The following is a 22,273-nucleotide window of genomic DNA, read 5'->3' as shown; positions in this document are numbered from 1 at the left end:
ATCCATTCGATTTCATATTGAGCAAGAACAATTTAACGTTTAAGGCGTAAACCTATGTCTATGACTTTAAATCAACTTGCAAGCGGCACTCGCATTACATTTATTTAAGATGCAAGTCTAGCTTTGCCAATACCAAATACGTATTGACGGCAATTTGACGCAAAAATTTGTTATTTTAGTAAAAGGCATTGCTATAGGCTAACTAACTGATTTATCAATGCTCAACCCTCGGTCTAACCCGTGTAGCGCTATTTGAGAATGATTTATGACTATCGCCAAATATACTTTTAACGTGATCTTTTTCAGCTTAAGTTTGCTGCTCCTCAGCGCTGTGGCGGGTCATTTTTTTGCCGTAAAATCGACCCTCGCCAAACAAGCAGAAATCCAATTACAAACGCAAGCCTATCTGTCTGAAACATTGCTCGATAAGACCTTCAACAATGTCGAACTGCTTTCCGACGATATCATCAATAGCAGTTTACGTTCCATCACGCAAACCCAAGCGAGCATTTCTGTTAGTTTGGTGTTAGCTGATGGCAGTAAAACATATACCCAACAATCTTCGCAACCCTTCCATCAACCGGAATGGTTCACCATGTTGGCACAGTTCGATGCATTTGAAACCTCACGTACCCTGTATAAAGATCTCTCTCCTTTTGCCACACTGCGCATTGCCTTACTGCCCGCACCTTGGCAGCAGCAGCTTTGGCAGCAAACTCAGGTCTTTATTTATTTTGCACTGAGCGTTTGTGTTGTGTTGGGATTATTGGCTTTGTTGATGCTCAAACGTAAGTTGCGCTCAATCAGTCAAATTGCCGCGCAGTACAGCAATATTGTAAATAACCAGTTCTCTGGCCCCTTGCCGATACCGCTGGATAAAGAAGGGCGTGATATCACCAAGATGATCAATCATTTGATTGCGCAACTTGAAGCCAACTTTAAGCGCCAGGCTACCGAAGCCATCAAGCTAAAAGAACAAGCTTATCGTGATAATGTCTCTAGCTTGGGTAACCGTCACTACTTTATTAACCAACTTAACTCCTGGCTGTCTGACTCTCATCAGGGCGGTTTGATCATTTTAAAATCCACCTTAATTGATGATATTTATCGTGAAGCCGGTTTTGAAATCGGTGATAAGTTTGTCCACTCGTTAGCGGAAGAGCTCAATGCCAATATCATCCACAGTGATGTGACCCTTGCCCGCTTGTCGTACGATGAGTTTGCTGTACTGGCGCCGAATATCACCGCAGAGAAGCTAAAAGTGATTGCGGAGTCCATGCATACCGTTCACAGCGAGTTGCAACAGCGTCATCATATCGATTACCCGGACAGCGTCAGCATTGGTATGTTAGTGGTACACCAACCAAGTACAGCTTCACAGTTGTTGGCGCAGCTGGATAACGTGCTGGCGAAAGCGGCATTGACCCCGGCCGAGCCATTAGCCATTGCTGATGATTCTCAGCAGCCGATCTCGTTTGGTAAGCAGCAATGGAAGTCACTGTTGTTAGAAGCGATTGATAACAACCTGATCCAGTATTCGTACCAGCCAGTTGCTGACGACAACAACAATATCCTGCACTACGAAGTGTTCTCTGAAATCCGTAAGAACAACCAGCAGTACGGGGCGTCGCAATTCTTGGGCGCGATTGAGGATGTGGGTGCCGGTGTACAGTTTGACCGTCATGTCATTGCGCATCACATCAATATGCTCAATGCCAACCCGAGCTTTGGCCCGATTGCGATTAACGTGACATCAAACAGTGTGAGCGATCCTGCATTCATTCGCTGGCTGACCGAATTGATGGAACGTAATCAGCGTCTGTCTTCGCGTATCTACTTTGAGATCCCAGAGACCAGCTTTGTTCGCACACCGGACTCATGCAGCCTGCTGTGCTCGGCAATCCGCTTCTACAAATTTGGGATGGGGGTGGATAATTATGGCCGCTATCTGAAGTCGCTGGATTACTTACGTGAGTTCCGCCCGGATTACGTCAAGATTGATTTCTCGTACACCCATCAGCTCAATGATCAGGTGAAGATTAATTTGCTGTCGTCCATCTCTCGCACAGCGCATAGCTTGAATATCACGACCATCGCCACACGGGTAGAAACGGAAACGCAACTCGATCGCTTAGCCGATCTGTTTGTCAGTGGTTTCCAAGGCTACATCATTGAAAACCAGCAAGTGAAAGCTTCATCCGGTAATCCGATTCAGCCGGCACTCTTTACCTAAAGTGTGATGCACCTCTGATCATTTACACTGTAAATACCCCAAACCGCCTGACCTCCAGGCGGTTTTTTTATGCCTGAATGCCCCTGTTCTCCGTGTCTTCCCTAGCCCGTGTCTCTTGCAAACAGAGCGGCGGAAGGCTGACGAAATCCAGGCATCACGCCATAGCACAAAGACATTGCCCATAAACTCATTTTATGAATAGTCACAAAAAGCCAAACGAGGATAGACAGAGCATTTGATGATTTGAAAAACGTCCATGACGCCCGACGCTAAACCTCTCGCGCTCTGGCGCTGTGTTCTCAGTACTCGCTGCCAATCAATAATAGCCGCTTTCCCTTTTATTCCCTTCTCTTCCGTTCGCCCGCTCACACACAGCCAATACTAGGGAGAACGCACAGATATGAGGGGATGGCTCCATCAACCAAGCCTCCTATAGGGCAACATTCTCAGCGCTTCAGAGACCCGTAGGACGACAAACAGATCCTCATTTTAGTTTTCTATTTTTAGGGTTCTCATTCGCGGTTTCGAATTCTCAATGTCATATCAGGTTTTGGTTCTCGCCACGCCATACAATGTTAACCCCTACAAAACGCCACTGGGCTGTATTGCATGCCAGAAGACAATGACTCCTGAACTTGCCCCTCACCGTGCGTGACACGCCTTTAACTAAGCTTGCGCTCCCGCAACACTCACTGGCGTTTCATTCGTTCGAGCCCCTAAGCAGCGGCACTGTACTCAATGTTAAGTGCTCGATATTAGGCTCGACGTCCTACCCTTTCTCATTCCCCCACCAAGGACCGGCTTAATTGGACAGAAGATAGGAGAAGCCAATCATTGCGACATATTCAGGTATGTACTCACAGAGGCAAGTTAAATCATCACTATGTTCAACTGAAGTGAATTAAGCTGTGATAAAAAATTTAAAGATTTCTCCCATCAATAAGCCATCATTCCAGCCCTGCCAACGAACGACAATCCCCGCCCTTTAACACTATCTAACCTCGATCTCTCCATTGCTCTCTATAACGGTATGCAATGATGGTGCGCACGAACAATACATCATGAAAGAACATCATCGCACCTTGTTCATACAAGGTCAGTAACGACACGAGGCAAGCAGATAAACAGATAAACAGATAAACAGATAATAATGACATTCCATCATGCAATGGAAATCACTGATCACTGCTTTGGGGCACGCTCGTGCTTACTTTCAAAACCCGTTTGCAGTCAACGCGACACCTTGTCTTGGGCAGCAAATGATACGCACAAAGGCCTGTCCCCATCATCCTGTGTCGCCATCCGCCCCCTCTCACACTCATTCATGAATGCGACTGGATACCGGCCTCTTGAGCGATGTGATTGGTTAAGCGGCTCATACTATTAAACGCATCCTTCCGATTCATTTTCCTTTTCATATTCCCTATTTATATTGATGACACGTATGACACCTGTATTGCCGTCACACTGAGAGGTGTGTTGATATTGAAACAACAATCAACACGCGATAATAATGGGATCTAGCACAGTCTGTGATTGACTCAAGCCGTCACTTTCACACATCCATTGTCGTTCAAAGCGCCATCCCCAATATTGAATTTACACTGTAAATAGTCTACGTAATGATGACTGCGCCGTTAGCCTTACTGAGAAGCGTCACTGAATGTCGTCGCATCATGCGGCATCGCTTTGTTGGTAGCACACTCATCGTAAATATCCTGGCTGATGGCGCTGATCTCAATCGCTCTGGCACTAAGCTCAGCCATAAAGGCAGCATAAATGCTGACTGCTATATTAAATGGCATGAAGGGCGTTTACATCGATTGGCATATCAACACTGATGATTGCCATTTGCCACAGCGTATCGTGTCCCCGCACTCGATGAGATGTGTACGCAGCAACCATCATCACAGCCTAAACATTATCGTTTAGCCTCATTCAATCCATGCCGAAATATGCGCGAGCGCGGCATGTTTGATGCTTCCCATCAAGGCGTAATAATCAGCATTTGCTGAACGTTGACATTATACAACACACCATACCGTATAGTATCCTTGCGATGCTATACGGAGAGCGCCCCCATCTTCATCCAAGTATCAGAAAACCAACGCTGAATGATTCCGTGCTTTGCTCTCGATGCCACGAGATTTGCCACTCATTCAAATGCTCTCGTAACAAGGCCCATAGGCTGACTCATTTGGGCATAAAGTAGCGTCTGAGCCAGCAACGCCACGTCGGGAAAGCTGCCTTTCTGGGCGCTGAGAGTCTGGCACAAGATGACATTAACCACGCTAAACCTCACGCGTTCATTGAACAAAGCGGTTCTTCTTGTTCATAACAACGGCGATGGCGACATAGGAGAGTAAGGGGTAAAAATGGACAGAACAGAAAAAGGCAAGAAAATAGGAAGGCTGAAATTTACAGTGTAAATTAGAAAAAAGCGCCAAAAGGCGCTTTCAATGAAATCCTGATACCATGAATTTACAGTGTAAATTGACAGGTAAAAACATGGCCACAGTAAGGTGAAGAAAAACAGACTCCCCTTCACTTAACAGTAGTGGGTCTGAACAAATAAACGTACCGCCTGCTCGGCGTGCTTACGTCCCGTCAATCCAAACTCATTGACTACATCAGCCCATCCCTTACGTTGGATAACTTTGGCGAACACCAGCGCCAATCCCTCGGTGTTGTCATCGACCACAGAACACAACTGTTGTTGGAGCCATTGCTGCAAAGCCGGCTGCACCGCTTCTAATCCTAATCCCCCTTGGGTGTATAAAATCAGATGTTGTTCCATCAAGGATGCCGGCAGCACGGGCAATGAAGGAAAAGAGATCTGCTGATAGCGCCACAACGGTAAACCCTGCTGCGCAGATAACGAGGCATACCCATCAAACCAATGAGCCGATAACGTTGCCGAAAACACCGTTTGTGCCGTCGGCCACCACGCTTGACTATTCTGCGATAACGGTAGCACACACAGCAAAGAAGGATAGCCACTGGTGGCGTCTCGCGTAAAACCTAACCGCACAGGGTGATAGCCATTGCGTAACCAAAACCCGAACAACTCAGGCAGATAACCAAAACTGGTGCCGAGATAATCCCAACGTGTAGTGGCCCATTGTTGAATAACCGTCAACAACGCTGAACCCATGCCTTGCTGTTGCCAGTCAGGATGGACCGCAATACGCAGAACGCGTCCCGCTCGTTGTGCCGCCGCTTCACCAATACCGACATGTGCGGCCAGAGATTGCGCCAATAAATGCCCCTTCGGACGGCGTTCCCCGCGTTGAATGGCACCGATCAATTCATCAGAAAAGCCGCCTTCCTCCATGACTAAAGCGCATGCGATCACTTGCTCATTCACCGTCGAGACAAATAACTGCAAAGCCGGATCGTCGAGTAGATTAACCAAATCAGCCGGCGATGTCTGATAATGGGCATTAACCAGCAACCCAAAAACCCCTGCCAACAAGACTTCGTTATCCAGTAAATGCTGGGATGAAATGCGCTGGTGAGTAACATGCGCAGACGCCGAATACACACTCACCGGCAACTCTGCATTTAACAACAACGCTTCAAAAACCCACAGCTCCAACGGATCATCCATCGCCCAGCGTATTGGGGTGGATAATGTTACGCTGCGCCATTGTGGCATGGCGGCATCGAGCATCTGGCGAAACTTGACCGCGAATCCCCGTCCCGTGCCTTCATAACCGTGTACGGTACTGGCAAAGACTAAACGGCTAAACCGTGCTAACAACCCGGCCAATAACGGGGCCGGGATCGCCGCTGCCTCATCCACAAAGACACTGTCATACTCATTCGACTCAACCAGTAAAGCATCGGGCGCGACAAATGTCATACGCCCCTCTCCCCACTCCAGCGCTCTTTGCTGGGTGAAGGTAACACCGGCTTGCAAAGCAACATGGCGAAACACCGTTTCTGCCGCCGCATAAGAGGGCGCCGTAATAGCGATATGGCCGCCTCGCTCAGCCAACAAACTGGCCGCCGCGAGTCCCAATGCTGAAGATTTTCCGCGACCACGATCCGCTGTCAGCACCACTGGGCGCTTACGGTGGCCGGTCACCACACGACGGATCGCCATAATGGCATCAGCTTGGCAGGGCGTCAGCGCGCCAAACGGCAAAGGGGCAGATACCTGTGGCTGCGCTTCCACCTCCTCTTCAACAGATACGTCAGCTGGCACACCAGGCAGTAAAGGTAAAGCCTGATCTTCGTTCAACACCACCACGCCAAGCGCCGAAAAATGGCGCGCTAACCGTTGATGAAAACGGCTGTCCGTCATACCACCAAAATCGGACGACACCATCAACACCATCAAGCCACCGCCGACCACCGTACCGGATAATGCCCCTACAGCCTCCGCATCAACGCCATCATAGCCATTCATCATCAGCAGATCAGACTCCCGTCCGAGCCACTTTTTAGCCAGCTTAAACGGAACCCATTGCGCATCAGTCCCCCATGCCAGACTCGGCCCGCAATAGAGTGGCGAGACATAATGGGGGATCAACGCCTCATTGACCGTCTTGGCCCAGGTTTCACTGCCCCTCACCACCACCAAGAACCGGCAGTGTGCTTGCTTGGCGGTTTGACTCAACGCCCCTAAAAATTCGTTTACTGCCTTCATAGCCACGCTCATTACATCGAAATCGCCCCATCATACCAATGCCCGGACAATAGACGAAAAAAAACCACGTCACAACGACGTGGTTTTCAACAGGGTGTATCGCAGGATAGCCGAAGCGATAACCGATCGCGTTCGCGTTACTTCAGATAATCCGCCAGATAGGCCAGGATCTCTTCGGTTTGACGCTCAGTCAGCTTTTTGAGTTTAAGTTGCAGCTTATCACCATCACGCAAATAGCTGATTTTCCCTTTCACCAATTCTTGCGGTTTCGGCTTTTCTGCCTCCACTTTTTTCGGTACAAAGGTTTCGCCCAAATGCTCAAGTTGGTTTGTCACTTCACGGGTAATGCGGGTGATCCCACTGGCATTGATGGTTTTCCACATCGCCTGATCGCCGTTACCCAGCTTGGCAACAAACTGCTGTTGCTGCTCATTGTTCAGGGCAAAAAACAAACGGTGCAACTTCACAATGGTCGGACGGCCTAATTCCCCAACGCTTGGGTACGCCATCAGCAATTCCATCGGCAGCGCCGCTGCTTTCAAGGCACCGCTGACCAGTGCTTCACTGCACTGACAGTACTTCGCTAGCTCTTTTTGATCCGCGACTTTGCCGGAATCAAGCAGCGACTGCATCTCTTTACCGCGCTCAAACAAGGATAACGGTTTGTGGGCATTGGCCACATCCGACAAGAATTTCGCATGTTCACTGTTGATCCCCTTACCGACATAGATAAGGAAATCTTTCTCCGCCAAGATACAGGACATGCGACGACGACTACCGTCGAGGACTTCAATGCAGCCATCGTCTAACCAGCGGCCAACCGCAGGGTACTGCTGACCACGATCTTTAAGCGTATTGAGAATATCCGCCAGTGCATGTTCGTTTAAAAAGGCCTGTTCACGGGCATTTTCTGCAAAAACACGGGTTTTATCCGCTACTTGCGAGGCCGCAATTTTCACCAGTTCAAACGCGACCGTTTCCTCACCGGCGACCGCCAGTTCAATCACAGCAGCCTTATCCTTGGCGGCAGTTTGCGCTTCCATCGGTGTTGTAGCGCGGCGTTTATCCGCCTTGCCAAACAGACGCGCATTAAGATCTTTGGTTTTGATTGCCATCTGTCAGTTTACTCCCGGTTTAGATTTGCCCAGTGACTGTGCATCACACGTTCCAGCTCAAGGCCGACACGTTGAATTGCTTCCTGGGCGGTGGATAGGGTCTTTTTACCCCCTTCAAATTCTGCTGCAGTGAGATCAAACACCGTGCTGTAGGTATCGGCACAGGTTTCAAAGGCACGGCTACGTGGTACGGTAGCCATCATCACCTGATCACGCAGCAGGTAATTCATCTCGGTCAATACCGAAACCTGCTTCTTATTATCGTCCTCAAACATGGTTGGCATCAGACGGATAAACTCCAAACCGTGCCATTCTTCTGGGAACATTTCATACACCGTCGGCAGGTGCTGAAAGAAGTTAACGGTGGAAGCCCAGTCCAGACGCTTCGCCGCACACGGAATGATCAGCGCATTGGACGCATACATGGCATTCCAAACCAGTGGATCGATGTGCGGGCCGGTGTCAATCATGATGATGTCAAACTCATCCGCAATGGTGTCGATCACGCGCTCTTTCAGCAAACGGACGATGTTAAGGTCTTGATTTTCAGCAAGATCTTGCCACGCATCGGCGTTAAACATCGCATCTTCCGGGAACGCAGCAATGGTCTTCAAGTTCGGGTATTGGGTCGGCATCACCACATTCCCCATCAAGAAATCCTTGTCCATCACCTGGCCTTCCGGCACGTTACCCAGCATCACATCGACCGCCGAGTAAATGGTTTCCTGATCGCCCACACTGATCTGCGGGTTCAAAAACAGACGCAATGAGCCCTGTGGATCGAGGTCAATCAGACAGATACGGTAACGTTTGTCCAAATCTAACGCCAAACATGCGGCCAAATGGACCGCTGTCATGGATTTACCCGTGCCCCCTTTTTGGTTTTGCACGTTAACAATCCACGGTTTGCGCCCTGCACCTTCACGTTCATGAAACGCCGGCTTTTTCGCAGCGGCCATTAACTTGTGGGCTTCTTCCAAGGTAATGGAGTAGTGGTTGGCATTATTTTTCGTAAATTGATGGCCCGCCGCTTCCATACGTGAAATCGCGTCATCCAATTTACGGCGCGTTAACCCAGAACGGGTTTCCATTAACGCTTTCGACATCGGAGGGAACAGCTCTTCGCGGCGCTCCTCCAATACGATCTCAATTCGGTCTGCCTGTACCTGTTTCGTCTGCTCAGCAATGTTGAGCAAATTTTCGATGGTCTGTTCCCTGTTCATTCTTTGTATTCGCCATTGAGGGTTTGCGCTCAATTGTACAGCAAAATACAACCAAAACAACAAAGTGCTGAACAAACTTGTGTGATATTTATCTCAGCGGAAAGCGAAACATGAGGCAAAAAACAGCCAATTTGATGCGTTAATTTACGCGCATTCTACTTATAATCACTCACAACAATCTCATTATTTCAAATGTTACAGCGTCACTATTTTACAATGTAAATCACTGACTTTACCGGAAGCGTGAGTTTTTTGGCTAAATTACGGGTTCTGTCAGACAGACTGAAACAGGCGCGGGCCAGACTCTGCGTATCTGAGATTGTTTATGAAATGAGCGAGCAAGCGGCGAGGGGAGAGAAAGAGAGGAAAAACAGCATGAAATAGAGGGATTTCATCATGATCGCCCGCTGTACAGGCGATAGCCCTTTGACGATCAGGCTGAAATCGACAATGATCGCGCACGATAGGGTATGTACATTCCCCATCACCTTGATCATGCCTCCGAGCTGATACCGTAAGATCGGCAACGATGATCAAGGTAATTTTGACTGTAAATCCTCACCTAAAGCAGCGTCAGATCAACTTCACCTCAACGGATCGATGATCAAGTGATCTCGGATCATTTTTCCCAACCACCGGAAGCATGAGAAAAGTCCGTCAAATTACGGTGAATGCAGGACGGATAAGGCTTTATCCGCCATATAAAGGCGCCATGAAGGAGATATTGTGGGTCTATTCTCGCCTTAAGCGTCAAATTCAAATACACATTCAATGACTTGATCATCGCTCCGTACCGGACACATGAGATTCAGCGACGGAACTACGGAAATTGTCGATTCAATATTGATGGAAAAAACCACAATCTTGGTCTGTTGAACGCATTCAACCGCTTACGCATGGCAAAGCAACGGCCAAATACGGTCAAAACACACGAACATGATCATGCTTCCAAGGGGAAAACCGAGCTAATCACACCAAAAACGCCGGAGAGCACAACAAACAGCGAGGAAAAATGGCACCATGAAAGGGGATAAAGACAACATCTGTGGATAACTATGTGCAAAAGCCTTGCGTGAGTCATGATCATGCTTGCCGGTCACTGATGATCATGTTTACAGGATAATGATGATCATACTTCCCTGTGACTGATGATCATCGTTTCATGATGTATTTGATCACGTTTCCGTCTGCTTGTTGATCATCGTTCCTATAGCGCAAAATAATAATGCAATTAAAAACAGTATGTTAGGCGGGTAAAATCCATCAGATCATAAGATCAGTTAAACAATAAGATCAAAATAATCAAAAAAGATCAGATTAAAAAAAGCCAATAAAAGATCTTTCTTTCTTGATCTTTTTCTATTAATCTTTCTCGGAAAAATGATGCATATACGGCTAATGACAAATGAATTCAGCTTCCTCACCGGACAATAAGCACCAAGAAAAAATATTGATCTCGGCGCCACGATCCCACAAAGATGGGCACTTATTTGCTATCCCAACGAACCTGATTGATTGGTTACCCCAATATCAACATTTCAAAGGGGTCACAAAAAGCATCATCGAATTGCTGAATCTCATTTCATTACGTGGCCTCACTTGCCAGGATGGGATGGTATCGACCACGGAGTTGGTTGAAGCGACAGAAGGGCAATTAACCCGTGCCGCTATCCAGCAACGTTTGCGCGCTGCCGTCAATGTGGGCTTGTTCAAGCAACAACCGGTTCGGTTTGAAGAAGGGTTAGCGGGTAAAACCATGTTACACCACTTCATCAACCCGGCGTTGTTGATCTCGCAACTGGGCACAGGCAGCCTCAATTCTGAACAGAGCCGGGCACAGCAAAAACAGAAACGCTCAAAGGCCTTGGCGCAAAACCATGTCAATCGCCAGTTACTGAGCGAACATGGCCTCGGCACGCCGCCAACCATGCCGGATGAAGCGGATCAAATTGTGGTGTCACCGACCAGTTGGGCCGGGATCATTGATCAGGCGTTAGCACCACCCCGCACCAAGAAAAGTTACCAGAAATCCATGGTGGCGATCAGCGGCACCAAAGCGATCATCGAAACACGATCATCCAAGTCGATCATGACAGTGGATGATCTCATGACCCTGTTTGCGTTATTCACCTTAACGGTGCAATACCACGATCACCACATTGCGGATTACGAAATTCAAACCCGCAGTATGACCAACAAAACGCCGGTGTACATCACGGATATCTTGGCCTTGCGCGGCAAAAAAGACAGTGGACCTGCCCGTGATTCGATCCGGGAAAGTATTGATCGCATTGAATTTACCGATTTTCAGCTGCATGAATTAACCGGTCGCTGGATGAGTGAAAACATGCCGGAAGGCTTCAAAAGTGATCGCTTCCGTTTTCTGGCGCGCACCATTACGGCCTCCGAAGAAGCGCCACAGGAGCGCGAAGATGGCGAGATCCGTATCAAGCCGAATTTATATATCCTGGTGTGGGAGCCGTCATTTTTCGATGAATTGCTGACCCGTGACTACTTCTTCCTGTTTCCGCCGGAAATCTTGCGACAACACACCTTGGTGTTCCAGTTATACACATTTTTTCGTAGTCGCATGTCTCGCCGTGTCAATGACTCCATGTTATTAAGCGAGCTAAATCAAAAGCTTGCACGTAATATAGAATGGCGTCGTTTTTCATCGGATCTGATCCGCGAGCTGCGTAAACTGGCGGAAGGCAAGATCACTGACAACATGTTTGCGGTGAATTTGTGGGGCTATCATTTAACGATTTATCCGCACGAGCAGGACAAACGTTATTGCGATTACCAGATCGATATTCGCTGTGATGCCGATGAAGTGATCCGTTTCTCGCGCGCGAAAACCACCAACGAAGGCAAACGATCCATGGCGCCGACCATGCCGAACCCGTTGCGTAATGAGATCCTGCCGCGTCAGGAGCTTGATCAACTTTCCGAGATCATTGACGGTGAGTTTGAACCGATCCAGCGCAAAGAGGGACGCAGCAAAGGCCGACTGGGCCGCCGCGTGAAGTTGCGTAAGCATTTGGTGGAGATCAATGCAGACGAACTGACCATCACGTTATCGAAATATACCTCTCCAGAGGCGCTACAACGCAGTATCACGGCATTATCGGCCATGACAGGGCATTCTGCTGCCTCTATCAGTGAAGAGTGTCAGGGGCTGTTAGAGAAGCTCGATTGGCTACGTGTGGCTGGGGACATCGTGCCGTACGAAACGTTGAGCAAAACCATTGAGTTGTATAATGGCCAGCAGGATGAACGCCACCTGTCGATTGAAAAGCTGATTTCGGGCCTCGCGGTTCGTCGTAAGGTCTGCAAACTGGTGTTTGAAGGTCACATGAATGAATCGGTGATCACGGCGTTAGAAGATATCGCCAGCGGCCGCTAACCCGCGTTGAACAAAGTCTCTCCAATCCGGTGCCCACGTCAGTCGGCACCGGATTTTTTTGCATTTTACTCACACAAACCCCGTACTATCCCGTATCCTAGTTGGCATCAAAGAACAGACAGACCGTTTGTTTCATCAATATGTTAGAGCAAGGATATGATGGCATGAAGTGGCTGGAGCCATGGCGCCGGTGTGGCGTGACCGTGTTGTTGTCAATGGTAATGGTGTGGCCGGCCGATGCCGCAGAAAACGAGGCGGCCACTGAGACCGGACGCCCCACCATTGGGGTCGTGCTCAGTGGCGGCGGCGCCAAAGGGGCTGCCCATATCGGGGTCTTATCGGTACTGGAAGCGAACCGTATTCCGGTGGATGTGATCACCGGCACCAGTATGGGCGCCTATGTCGGTGGCATGTATGCCATGGGCTTGTCGGCCGAAGAGGTTAAACAGCGCACGTTGGCTGCCGACTGGCAACAGGGTTATACCGATCGGGTGGGCCGTAATGATCTGGAATTGCGTCGTAAGAAACAAAACGACAATTATCAGATTTATGCGGACATCGGCATCGATCTTGACGGTAACTACCGATCTAAGCCCGGTGCGTTTCAGGGGCAGGGCATGGCGACCCTGTTGGGGCAACTGACCGAAAACCTGCCGGATCTGGCCAGTTTTGATCGCCTCGCGATCCCGTATCGCGCGGTGGCGACGGATATCGTTCATGTGAAACCGGTGTGGTTAGACAAAGGCCATCTGGCGACTGCTATGCAGGCGTCCATGACGGTGCCGGGGGCGTTGCTGCCGGTCAGGATCGACGACAAGATCTTGGTCGATGGCGGCGTGGTCAATAACATGCCGGTGGACGCCGCGAAGGCCTTGGGGGCCGAGGTGATCATCGCGGTGGATCTGCGTGATGCCTTGTACGGTGAGCGCGATCTCAATAGTGCCTTAAACATTGTCGGCCAGTTGACGACCTTCATGACCAACAGCAGTGCGGATCAGCAAAAGGCCCTGATGGGGAAGCAGGATATTTACCTGCAACCGGATGTGTCGTTCATGCTGGCGCCGGATTTTGACAAGATGGAGCAGGCCTATTTAGCCGGCCGCCAGGTGGCGATTGCCGCGCTGCCGTCGCTGTTGCGTTACCAGTTGTCACAAGATGATTATGCAGATTATCAGCGTAAGAAACTCGATCGTCGCAGCCAGCTATTGGCCAGTTCGGCGTATTACATCGACCGTATTGCGTTAGAAAATCACACCCGTCGTTCCGATACTGCGCTGTTGGCGGCGCTCAATCTGGAGGTGGGCCGGGTCGTAGCGAACCATGAATTGGATGAGGCGGTGAAGCGTCTCAACAGTCAGGATATTTACGAGCGCATCACCTATCAGATCCAGCGTCAGGGCGAGGAAAATGTCCTGGTGATGGATGTACGGGAAAAGTCCTGGGGCCCGGGTTACCTTAACTTCAAATTCAGTTTTGAAGATGATCTGGTCAACCGGTCGGATTTTGCCTTTGGCAGCCAGTATATCTATACCGATTTAACCGACAAAGGCGGTGAATGGCAGTTTGAGTGGCTATTGGGCAGCTGGAAAGCGATCAATACCAGTGTCTATTTCCCGTTGGATTACCAAAAATCCATGTTTACGGCGGCGGGTGTCGGGTGGAACCGAGAGATCCGTGAGTTTGTGTTGTCGCAAGAGCAGGGCGATTTGATCGGCCGTCCGGTCGGCAGCACGGTGGAAACGGAATACGCCACGTACACCGCGTTTGCGGAAGTGGGCTGGAACCTGCAGCCGTGGAGTGCCCTGGCGCTGGGTTACCGGGGCGCCAGTGGTGAGGTGAATGAGCAAGGTTTCCAGAATAAACAGGATTACACGGTACATGGGCCTTACGTGTCATTTGTGTATGATGATTTGGACAGTTTCTACTTCCCACGCCACGGTACTTTGTTTGAGGCGGAAATTGGTATCGGACGAGGACGCAGCGCCGTCAATGGGAGCGATACCGTGACCGGCGATAACCTGTTTTATGACGTGAATCTGTCGAAACCGTTCAGTTATGCACGTCACAGCCTGACACTGAAAGCTAAATTGGGCGGGTACGACTCTGAGGATGTGCTGCCCTTGTACGTGCAGGATCTGGGGGGCTTGTTCAATATGTCCGGTTACCACCGTTATGAACTCAATGGTCGTTACCGCGCCTTTGGGGCCTTGGTGTACAGTTATCGCTTGCTGGATAACGATTTTGGCGCCTTGTCCGTCCCCGTGTATATCGGTGGTTCACTGGAGCAGGGCGGGGTCTGGGATGATGAACGCGATATCAGCCTGAGCACCAGCCTGACGGCGGGCAGCCTGTTTGTCGGGTTAGACACGCCGATTGGTCCGGTGTATCTGGCCTATGGCCATGCTGAGAGCAGTCAGAGTTCGTTCTATTTCTCGGTCGGCAGCTCTTTCAAGTAACCTATATCCCTTTGGCTGGGGCTGGCTGAGCCTTTGCCTGAGCATAAACCACAAAGCGAGTCCTCGGGACTCGCTTTTTTTGTCTGAAAGTGGTGGCAGATTGTCCAGAGCGCCCGGTTTGCGGGGTGAGATCACAAAACCTCGGGCCGGTTCCGGTACGATGGCGGCTTCGGATGTAAACGGAAAGATAACGATGAAAATCTCCCTAGATGGCGGCTCCTTTCAGGTCGCGATTGAGACAGAATTTGACGGTTTGGTGGATGAAGCGTGTGCGATTTACCAACAAACCCTGACCCAGGCGGGCAGCAATGATAAAGCGATCCTGCGCTTTATGCAGATTGTGCTGGAGCACCGTGACAGCGATGACGCCATTGGTTATGCCGTGATGGGCGTGTTGGGCTGGTACCACACGATGATCCAACCGGTTGTGGATCAGGATATGACCCTGAATCTTGCAAAGATTTTGCCGCACCTGGTGAATCCGGCAGGCGATCTGACGGCCACCAGCGCGCACGAAAAGCAGACCTTCTTACATTAACCCCTGCCGTTTAAGCGGCCGGTAACGGTAAGCGCAATACGGAAGCATGATCAAGCCATGTATGTACCTGTCATGGTAACGTGCAGAGTGCGGGGTCGCTTCCGTTTTTTGTGATAAAGAGAAAAGCACACTCTCTTTTTACCGGCGGCGGCGATACCCTATGTCCGGGCAAATGGATAGGCCGTAGCGTCGCAGTAGGGGAGAGGTATGTTAGGTGTTATCGTCAGTGTGATCAGTGTGTTAGGCAGTGTATGGCAATGGGATGATCCGTTAGATCCCGCCATTGCCCCCTTCATTGCCCCTGTTGTGCGTGAAGTGCCCGTTTCTTCGGCGGCGATGGCCAGCGAAGGCGGACAGAGTTACGCGTATTTACTCGGTATCGGCACGGCGGCAGAGAACACGCCAGTGACGGTCGGGCAGGCCTATCTGCACGCCTACCAAGCCAGTCAGGATCGCTCCGCGCTGAGTCTTCCTCACACCCTGCCTTTGCCGGTCGAAGATGAGGTGGCATTGTGTGATTTCACCCAAGACAGGTGTCCAGATCAACTGTTAGCGGCAAAAAACAAGATTGCCCCGGTGCTGGCGCAATATACAACTTTGATCGCCCGTTTTCAGCTCGTCCTTCAGTCGGCACCGGCCAATCCGTTGCTGCCGGTGGCCGATGATACGCCGATACCTTTTTATCAATACCTGATCCAGGCCAACCGCTTACAACTGACGCAATGGTGGTATGACGCCCATCGCATCGCTGCATCCCACAAGCCTGATGCGGCACGGCAATCCAGCGCTGCACTGGCGGCGTTAGTGGATAACGTCACGACTCAGATGCAGCACCTGCGCCGTCATCTGGCCGCCGAGATGACGGTGATCGGCAAATTAGTTTATTTGCAGATGTTTGAAGAACATCTGGTGTGGTTGCACCGTGTAGCGGCACTGCGGGTTGATTTTCCTGCCGTGTGGATCACCCAACTGACCCCACAAGAACGCAGTCTGCGTGTGCCGCTCGCTTATGAATTTCTGTTACCGCATGGCTATCATTTGTCGATGGTTGCTCGGGGAGATCTGTTTTCGGCCGAGCAACCGATTCCTTTGTGGATGGCGCGTCTCGTGTACAAGCCACATCTAACCACCAATACGGTTTATCACTATTATGCGCACACGGCCATGCTCTCTGAGTTACCCGAAGCCGATTATATTGCGCAGCATCAACATTGGCCGGATTTGGCGATGACCTCCGTGCAGGAACTCCGCAATGTCGCAGGCGCAGTATTGGCGGATATCGCCATGCCGGATTACCTCGCCTACATCGAACGTTTTCATGCGGTAAATCGGCAGATCACCCAGTGGGGCGATCGGCAATCTGCCGCAAAATGACAAAAGGGATAAGCGCCACAAGCGCAGAAAACCGCGTGAGTGGCGTGTGGCTTATGGCGTTTATGTGTTGCGGTGATTGAGAGAGCGATTACGGCGCGGGTTTACAGGTCGGCAGCGCGTCGTAGCCTAAGTAGTAATCCCCCTGCCAGAGTGTTTTACCGTCTTGGGCGGCAGAAAATTGGATGCCGTCACGGGTATGGCAGTACGTGTAGGCCACCTTATCGCGCTGGGCGGTTTTACCCAATACACCAATGGCAAAATTGACTGGCTGCTGGGTGCGAACCTGATAAAAATGGTAGCCCGCTGCTTTGTTCACTTCAGCACGATTGGCAAATTGGGCATAGCAGGTGTCTGTGGTATAACTGGGGCGGGTGATCACCGCTTGTTCTTCATGCTGCTTATTGTCCAGGTGTACGACGGTAAAGCGTGAAGCGGCAGGGATATCCGCCTGTTTAATGGCCAAGCAATTGCCGTGCAGCCAACCTATCTGTTGTGTATTGACCGCTGTCTGTTCGGTCGTGGTACAGGCTGTGGCGAAGGTGGCCAGAGCGAGGATCCCGACACGGTGTAAGTTGTTCATGCGTTGTCCCTAGCTGGTGAGTGTGGCTTGTTATTAGCGGGCATGATGACACCACACAACCGGTGCGCCCTGAGGGTGTGATGATGGCCGCACGCTCGCTTTTCTCCTTTAGGTCTGTTTCGTATAAACCGGATCGCGATCTCATGTAAGCCGCCCTTGCTGCAATCAAGGCGGGCTTTTCCTCTTTTTCTCAATCTGTCTAATAAAACAGGCAAACAGTGTGAGAATAAGACCGTCTCATTGCACTGTCTTTGCCGTAATACCCTTGCACCAAACGGAACAATTTGTATTAGGGAATGTACGTGTATTTTATTGCTAATACTCGGGGAGGGTTGCGCATCTCGCACAAACATTGTGGTTAATACTGTGATTGTGAATGACTACGTGTGCCAATGTCTTTTCGATCACGGCCTCTCGCTTTTTTTTCCTGCGACAAACGTGGGAGGGAGCGTGTTGCCGGGATAGGCAGGATATTTAGGCATACGCCGTCACTGCATCACTAAAATGACCCCATCCGGTTACGGACAAACGCGTAATGGAGGCTGCAATGAGAAGAGGGCGAGCAATGAATCACGATCACCAACCTTACATCACACAGGCCATTTCCCCGATCACCGACCTGCGGCGGCGGACGCTGGGTTATCAGATTGGCATGGCCACTTTGTTAGCCCTGAGCACGTTCGGTGCACAGGCGAACGAGGACGAGATGACATATATCGAGGAGATGGGCAAACGTCTGTTTTTTGAAGATATCTCCGTGAACAACAATATGTCCTGTTCGACCTGCCACACCGGCTCAACCGGCGGGACCAATAATGACTCCCAGACCAACCTGACCGATGTGGCGGTCACGGGTTCAGACGGCATTTTAGTCGGCACCCTGAAGCCGCCGACAAACCAGTATGCCCAGTTCCATAATGATGAGGGCAAGATTGAAGGGTTAAGTAATTTTGATCCCAACTGTCCGGCTTTTGGCGGGCCAGCACCGTGTGGCGGCGCCTTTTGGAATGGGCGGGCAGAAGGGGACATGATTGAGGGGTACCATAAGATTGAGATCTTCGCTCAGCTGCGGGGGAAATACGATGATATGTACCGGAAATACTTAGGCCCACTGGCCGATCAGGCCCATGCCAGTCCGTTCACTAATCCGGTGGAGCAGGCCAAGCCGACCAAGAAATCCGTCTGTGAGCAAGTCAGTAAAACCCAGTGGGGGCCACAGTTGTATAACTACGCCTTCGGAACGGCCTTGCGCTGTGGGGATGTCCATGTTGATAAAGTGTTTGCCCGTTTTGCGTTGGCTATTGCGGCCTGGCAAATGTCGGCCGATAACAACCGCTTTGATTCCAAGCGCGATGTGGCATTGAAAAACGATGCGGATGGCCTCTTCCCGTTGGATGATTTCACAGCAGAAGAAAACCGAGGTCATGACTTGTTCTATGGCGTGTTCAGTGCCACGACTCGTCCACCGGGTGCCCGTTGTTTCTTCTGTCACCAGAGTGGTAACGACCAAGGGGTGGGGGCGTTTGAGCGTTATACCAATGACCGTTACTTCAACATTGGGGTACCGCGTAATTTCGAAATCCCCAATTCGCCGGAAGCCGATGTCGGTTTGTTTGCGACCACCTCGCAAGAAGCTCACCGAGGGGAGCACAAAGTGCCGACGCTGCGTAATGTCGATAAGCGTCCTCATCCAAGTTTTGTGAAGGCCTATACCCACAATGGGTGGTTCAAGAGTCTGGAAGAGTTGATCCACTTCTACAATAGCTCGACGCCAATGACGCCAGCACAAGAAACCGCCTGTGCGGCAGCCACCAGCGATGAAGAACGCATGGCGGTGTCTACGGCCTGTTTCTTTGGCAAAACACAGTGTGCGGATGAAACCCTGACTTCTTCTGAAGCGATGGCGGCTAACTGCTGGCCGGTACCGGAAGTGGATCAGAACGTGGCCCGTTTTGGGGTGGGGGATCTGCGTCTAACGGCACAAGATGAAGCGGACGTGGTGGCGTACCTGAAAACCCTCAGTGATGAGAGTACGGTGCAAGCACCACAGCCATACCGTTTGCAGCCCTTTAAAGAGAGCCGCATGCAACATGGCGGAGAGGTGAAGTCAGAGCCGATCCATTTCTCAAGTCCTGAGCGCCCGACCCGACCGGAGCGTCCGTCTCGTCGATAAACAGACAAAATGTTATCAACGTATAATAAAAGCGCATGACTTTCGGGTCATGCGCTTTTCAAGGTATAGAGGGATAAGTAAGCGGTATTACGCTGTTTGCAGAGCCTCTGGTACCGGTTGTTTCAAGCGTTTGGCCAGCAATGACGAGCACACGAAGCCACACAGGCTGAAGGCCATCATGGTATAGAACACGTAGTTATACCCGGTGATCCCCTCAAAGTTATCCAATAACCAGCCGTAAATGGTGTAACCGAACATGGCCGGCATGTAACCAATAATACAACCAAAAGCCATGGCGGAGCCCGCGTATTGACGTGGCGTCCCGATTTCATCCATTGGCGCAAAGAAGATCGCACGTTGGGAGAAGATAATGGCACCAAAGCCCAAGGTTGCCGCCATGCCGAGATACACGTTCATGGAAGCGTGGGGCAGCTGCACAAACAGGCACATCGCTATCGCAGACAGTAAGAAAGTCCACTTCAGGTAAACCGTTGGGGATTTGGCCACTTTGTCAGCCAGAAAGCCACCGACCGGGCCACCGACCATTTTCAGCGCATACTGGTTGATGATACCGTAGGCACCGACCAGCGCCACAGGCAGGGCATAGATTTCTTTCAGGAACGGGATGAAGTAAGTCAGGCCACAGTAGGCGGAATAAACAAAGAAGATCCCCAGAGCTGCCAGCCAGACGTTCGTGCTGGTTAAGACATGTTTGATCCCTTTGAGTACTTCCAGGTTGGTGTCTTTGCCCTTTGTGGCAGGCACCGCGTCATCGTTGTCGACAATGAAGTAAGTGATAATACCGACAGCCAATGTCACTAAGGTGTAGTACATCAAACCGGCCTGCATGCCCGCTTTGCCTTCGCCGAACTGAACAAAGACAAACAGCGCACCGGAGGCGATGATCACATCGATAACGCCACGGCCGGCTTCCAGAAAGCCAAATAAACGGCCTTGTTCTTCCTTTGTCCCTAATAAGCGGACCGCTTTTAATAATACCGGCCAATATAAAACATCAGCAAAAAAGGCCATGGCGGCAAATGCGATCAAATAACCGGTAAAAGGTGGAAGGGTACTTAAATATAAGCCACATAATCCCACGCCAATTAATCCGGCCGGTAATAACAGTTTTTTCGAAAAGCGATCGGCAATATACAGGGAAAGAAATAAACCGGTGGTTTGTACAATGGTATATACCGTAAAACTGAGGCCAATTTGTGTATTGGTTAATCCCCAGTCTTCTTGCATCGGGACATAAAAGACATCTTTCATACTGGATAATTTAAAGATGGTGCCGCCGCCAAGAATTAAAAAGCAAAGCCGGATCCATTTATTCATGAGCATAGTCATATTCCTACGTACTGTAACGCAATAATAAAAATAACAATATGGGACAGGCAGGGTGCGTTGATACGTGAGGTATCACAGGCACACCCTGTCTTGATTTCAGGCAATACGCGTCCCGCCTCCTACGAGGTGTCAGGTTGTGAATGACAAAGGCGGAATGAGACGTTAGGCGGTTGTCATTGCCTGTTCTGTGTGTGTGGTCTGCTGTGCCAACGCGATGTGTTCATCGTGGATCTCTTGGCAAAGGCGACGAATAAAGGCGATCTGTTCCAGCGCATGCTGTTGTTCTAAGGCCAGGCGGGCATCTCGGGCCTCATCGCTTGGCAGTGGCGTGAAGCTGGCATCACGCCAAGGGATCCATGGGTCGTCCCCTTCATCATCAAAACGGAACGCCGGCGCGTAGTAATCCACTTCTTCTTCCAGACCAAAGGCCATGACTTGTGGGTGCGTATCACCCAGTTGTAGCAATTCTGTCAGCATGGCCTTCAGAGGGAGATCGCCATGGCCGGTACGGCAGGCTTCATGGCCCCAGCCTTTGCCTTCTTTCAGGCATTTCGCATCTTTAATGTGAACCTGCGTAATGTGTGGTGCCATGACGGCCAGTGCGTCTAGCGGCTGTTCGTTGGCGTTGATCATGTTGCCAAAATCAAACAGGATAGAGAGATTTTTCATGCCGCTGTTTTCTACCAGCGTGACCAGTTCATGGCCTTTGAGATCTTCATGCTGCTCAATGGTGAACGTCAGGCCGCAATCATCAAACTGGCGTAAATAGGCCAAGTCCTGTTGGATTTTCGCTAACACCGTAGAGAGATGGCCTTCATAGCGCGGGTAAAAACGCACCGATGTTGCTCCCGTGGCATGGGCGATACGCATCGCTTCATCCAGCGTTGCCGGATCGGAGGCGCTGGTTTCGATGTGAATATCCAGCTGGTACGCGGCCGCTTTCGCTTTGAATTGGGCAAAAGCATCGTCGCTAAAGGTACGCAGTGATTGGGATTCGCCATCTTCGACGTGAATTTTCACCCCACGCAGATCTTGCTGGTGGGCAATATCGAGCAGATCGTTGGGTAACAGACGTTCATAACGCATATTTAAATGAAACGCATAGGCGTGCAGGTAAAGGGGGATCTGCGCGGCACGCTCTGCCAAGACGTGAGGTGTGTGGGTTAACATA

The 22,273-nt window shown here is 50.4% G+C and carries 14 protein-coding genes; 6 read left to right on the top strand and 8 right to left on the bottom strand.

All coding sequences use genetic code 11. The annotated features are described in order from the left end of the window. Nucleotides 1–265: 265 nt before the first annotated feature. On the top strand, nucleotides 266–2,233 hold the full coding sequence (locus ABT58_RS18765; RefSeq protein ID WP_047875981.1) for an EAL domain-containing protein: 1,968 nt from the start codon (nucleotides 266–268) through the stop codon (nucleotides 2,231–2,233). Between the two features lie 1,643 nt (nucleotides 2,234–3,876). Here ABT58_RS18765 and ABT58_RS24510 read toward each other — a convergent pair. From ABT58_RS24510 to ABT58_RS24130, 5 genes are all read right to left on the bottom strand, one after another. Next, the gene (locus tag ABT58_RS24510; protein WP_268248406.1) at nucleotides 3,877–3,999 is read right to left on the bottom strand and encodes a hypothetical protein; all 123 of its coding nucleotides are present in this window, start codon (nucleotides 3,997–3,999) and stop codon (nucleotides 3,877–3,879) included. Between the two features lie 782 nt (nucleotides 4,000–4,781). Beyond that, the gene (locus tag ABT58_RS18760; RefSeq protein WP_047875980.1) at nucleotides 4,782–6,887 is read right to left on the bottom strand and encodes a GNAT family N-acetyltransferase; all 2,106 of its coding nucleotides are present in this window, start codon (nucleotides 6,885–6,887) and stop codon (nucleotides 4,782–4,784) included. 137 nt (nucleotides 6,888–7,024) lie between these two features. Next, on the bottom strand, nucleotides 7,025–8,002 hold the full coding sequence (locus ABT58_RS18755; RefSeq protein WP_047875979.1) for a ParB/RepB/Spo0J family partition protein: 978 nt from the start codon (nucleotides 8,000–8,002) through the stop codon (nucleotides 7,025–7,027). 8 nt (nucleotides 8,003–8,010) lie between these two features. Beyond that, nucleotides 8,011–9,225, bottom strand: a complete 1,215-nt coding sequence (locus ABT58_RS18750; RefSeq protein ID WP_047875978.1) for an AAA family ATPase — start codon at nucleotides 9,223–9,225, stop codon at nucleotides 8,011–8,013. 323 nt (nucleotides 9,226–9,548) lie between these two features. Next, a complete protein-coding gene (locus tag ABT58_RS24130; RefSeq protein ID WP_156168829.1) occupies nucleotides 9,549–9,710 on the bottom strand; it encodes a hypothetical protein in 162 nt (53 codons plus the stop codon). A 920-nt stretch (nucleotides 9,711–10,630) separates the two neighbouring features. On the opposite strand from ABT58_RS24130, the gene ABT58_RS18745 reads away from it, so the two are divergent. From ABT58_RS18745 to ABT58_RS18730, 4 genes are all read left to right on the top strand, one after another. Continuing rightward, the gene (locus tag ABT58_RS18745; RefSeq protein WP_047875977.1) at nucleotides 10,631–12,631 is read left to right on the top strand and encodes a replication initiator protein RctB domain-containing protein; all 2,001 of its coding nucleotides are present in this window, start codon (nucleotides 10,631–10,633) and stop codon (nucleotides 12,629–12,631) included. A gap of 164 nt (nucleotides 12,632–12,795) precedes the next feature. Next, the gene (locus tag ABT58_RS18740) at nucleotides 12,796–15,087 is read left to right on the top strand and encodes a patatin-like phospholipase family protein (protein ID WP_047875976.1); all 2,292 of its coding nucleotides are present in this window, start codon (nucleotides 12,796–12,798) and stop codon (nucleotides 15,085–15,087) included. 193 nt (nucleotides 15,088–15,280) lie between these two features. Further along, nucleotides 15,281–15,625, top strand: coding sequence for a hypothetical protein (locus tag ABT58_RS18735; RefSeq protein WP_047875975.1), 345 nt, complete (start codon nucleotides 15,281–15,283; stop codon nucleotides 15,623–15,625). A gap of 207 nt (nucleotides 15,626–15,832) precedes the next feature. Beyond that, nucleotides 15,833–16,999: a hypothetical protein gene (locus tag ABT58_RS18730; protein WP_047875974.1), complete on the top strand. Its 1,167-nt coding sequence runs from the start codon at nucleotides 15,833–15,835 to the stop codon at nucleotides 16,997–16,999. An 88-nt stretch (nucleotides 17,000–17,087) separates the two neighbouring features. Here the strand turns inward: ABT58_RS18730 and ABT58_RS18725 are convergent, their stop codons facing one another. Continuing rightward, the gene (locus tag ABT58_RS18725) at nucleotides 17,088–17,579 is read right to left on the bottom strand and encodes a hypothetical protein (protein ID WP_047875973.1); all 492 of its coding nucleotides are present in this window, start codon (nucleotides 17,577–17,579) and stop codon (nucleotides 17,088–17,090) included. A gap of 547 nt (nucleotides 17,580–18,126) precedes the next feature. Between ABT58_RS18725 and ABT58_RS18720 the strand changes: the two genes are divergently transcribed. Continuing rightward, complete coding sequence (locus ABT58_RS18720; RefSeq protein ID WP_240478050.1) at nucleotides 18,127–19,752, top strand: cytochrome-c peroxidase; 1,626 nt, start codon at nucleotides 18,127–18,129, stop codon at nucleotides 19,750–19,752. Nucleotides 19,753–19,839: 87 nt separating this feature from the next. Here the strand turns inward: ABT58_RS18720 and ABT58_RS18715 are convergent, their stop codons facing one another. Then, nucleotides 19,840–21,096: an MFS transporter gene (locus ABT58_RS18715; RefSeq protein ID WP_047875972.1), complete on the bottom strand. Its 1,257-nt coding sequence runs from the start codon at nucleotides 21,094–21,096 to the stop codon at nucleotides 19,840–19,842. A gap of 168 nt (nucleotides 21,097–21,264) precedes the next feature. Beyond that, nucleotides 21,265–22,272, bottom strand: coding sequence for a sugar phosphate isomerase/epimerase family protein (locus tag ABT58_RS18710; RefSeq protein ID WP_047875971.1), 1,008 nt, complete (start codon nucleotides 22,270–22,272; stop codon nucleotides 21,265–21,267). Between the last annotated feature and the right edge of the window lies 1 nt (nucleotide 22,273).

This window comes from Photobacterium aphoticum, from assembly GCF_001029435.1.
Lineage (GTDB): Bacteria > Pseudomonadota > Gammaproteobacteria > Enterobacterales > Vibrionaceae > Photobacterium > Photobacterium aphoticum.
This window is presented reverse-complemented; position numbering and strand designations above follow the sequence as displayed.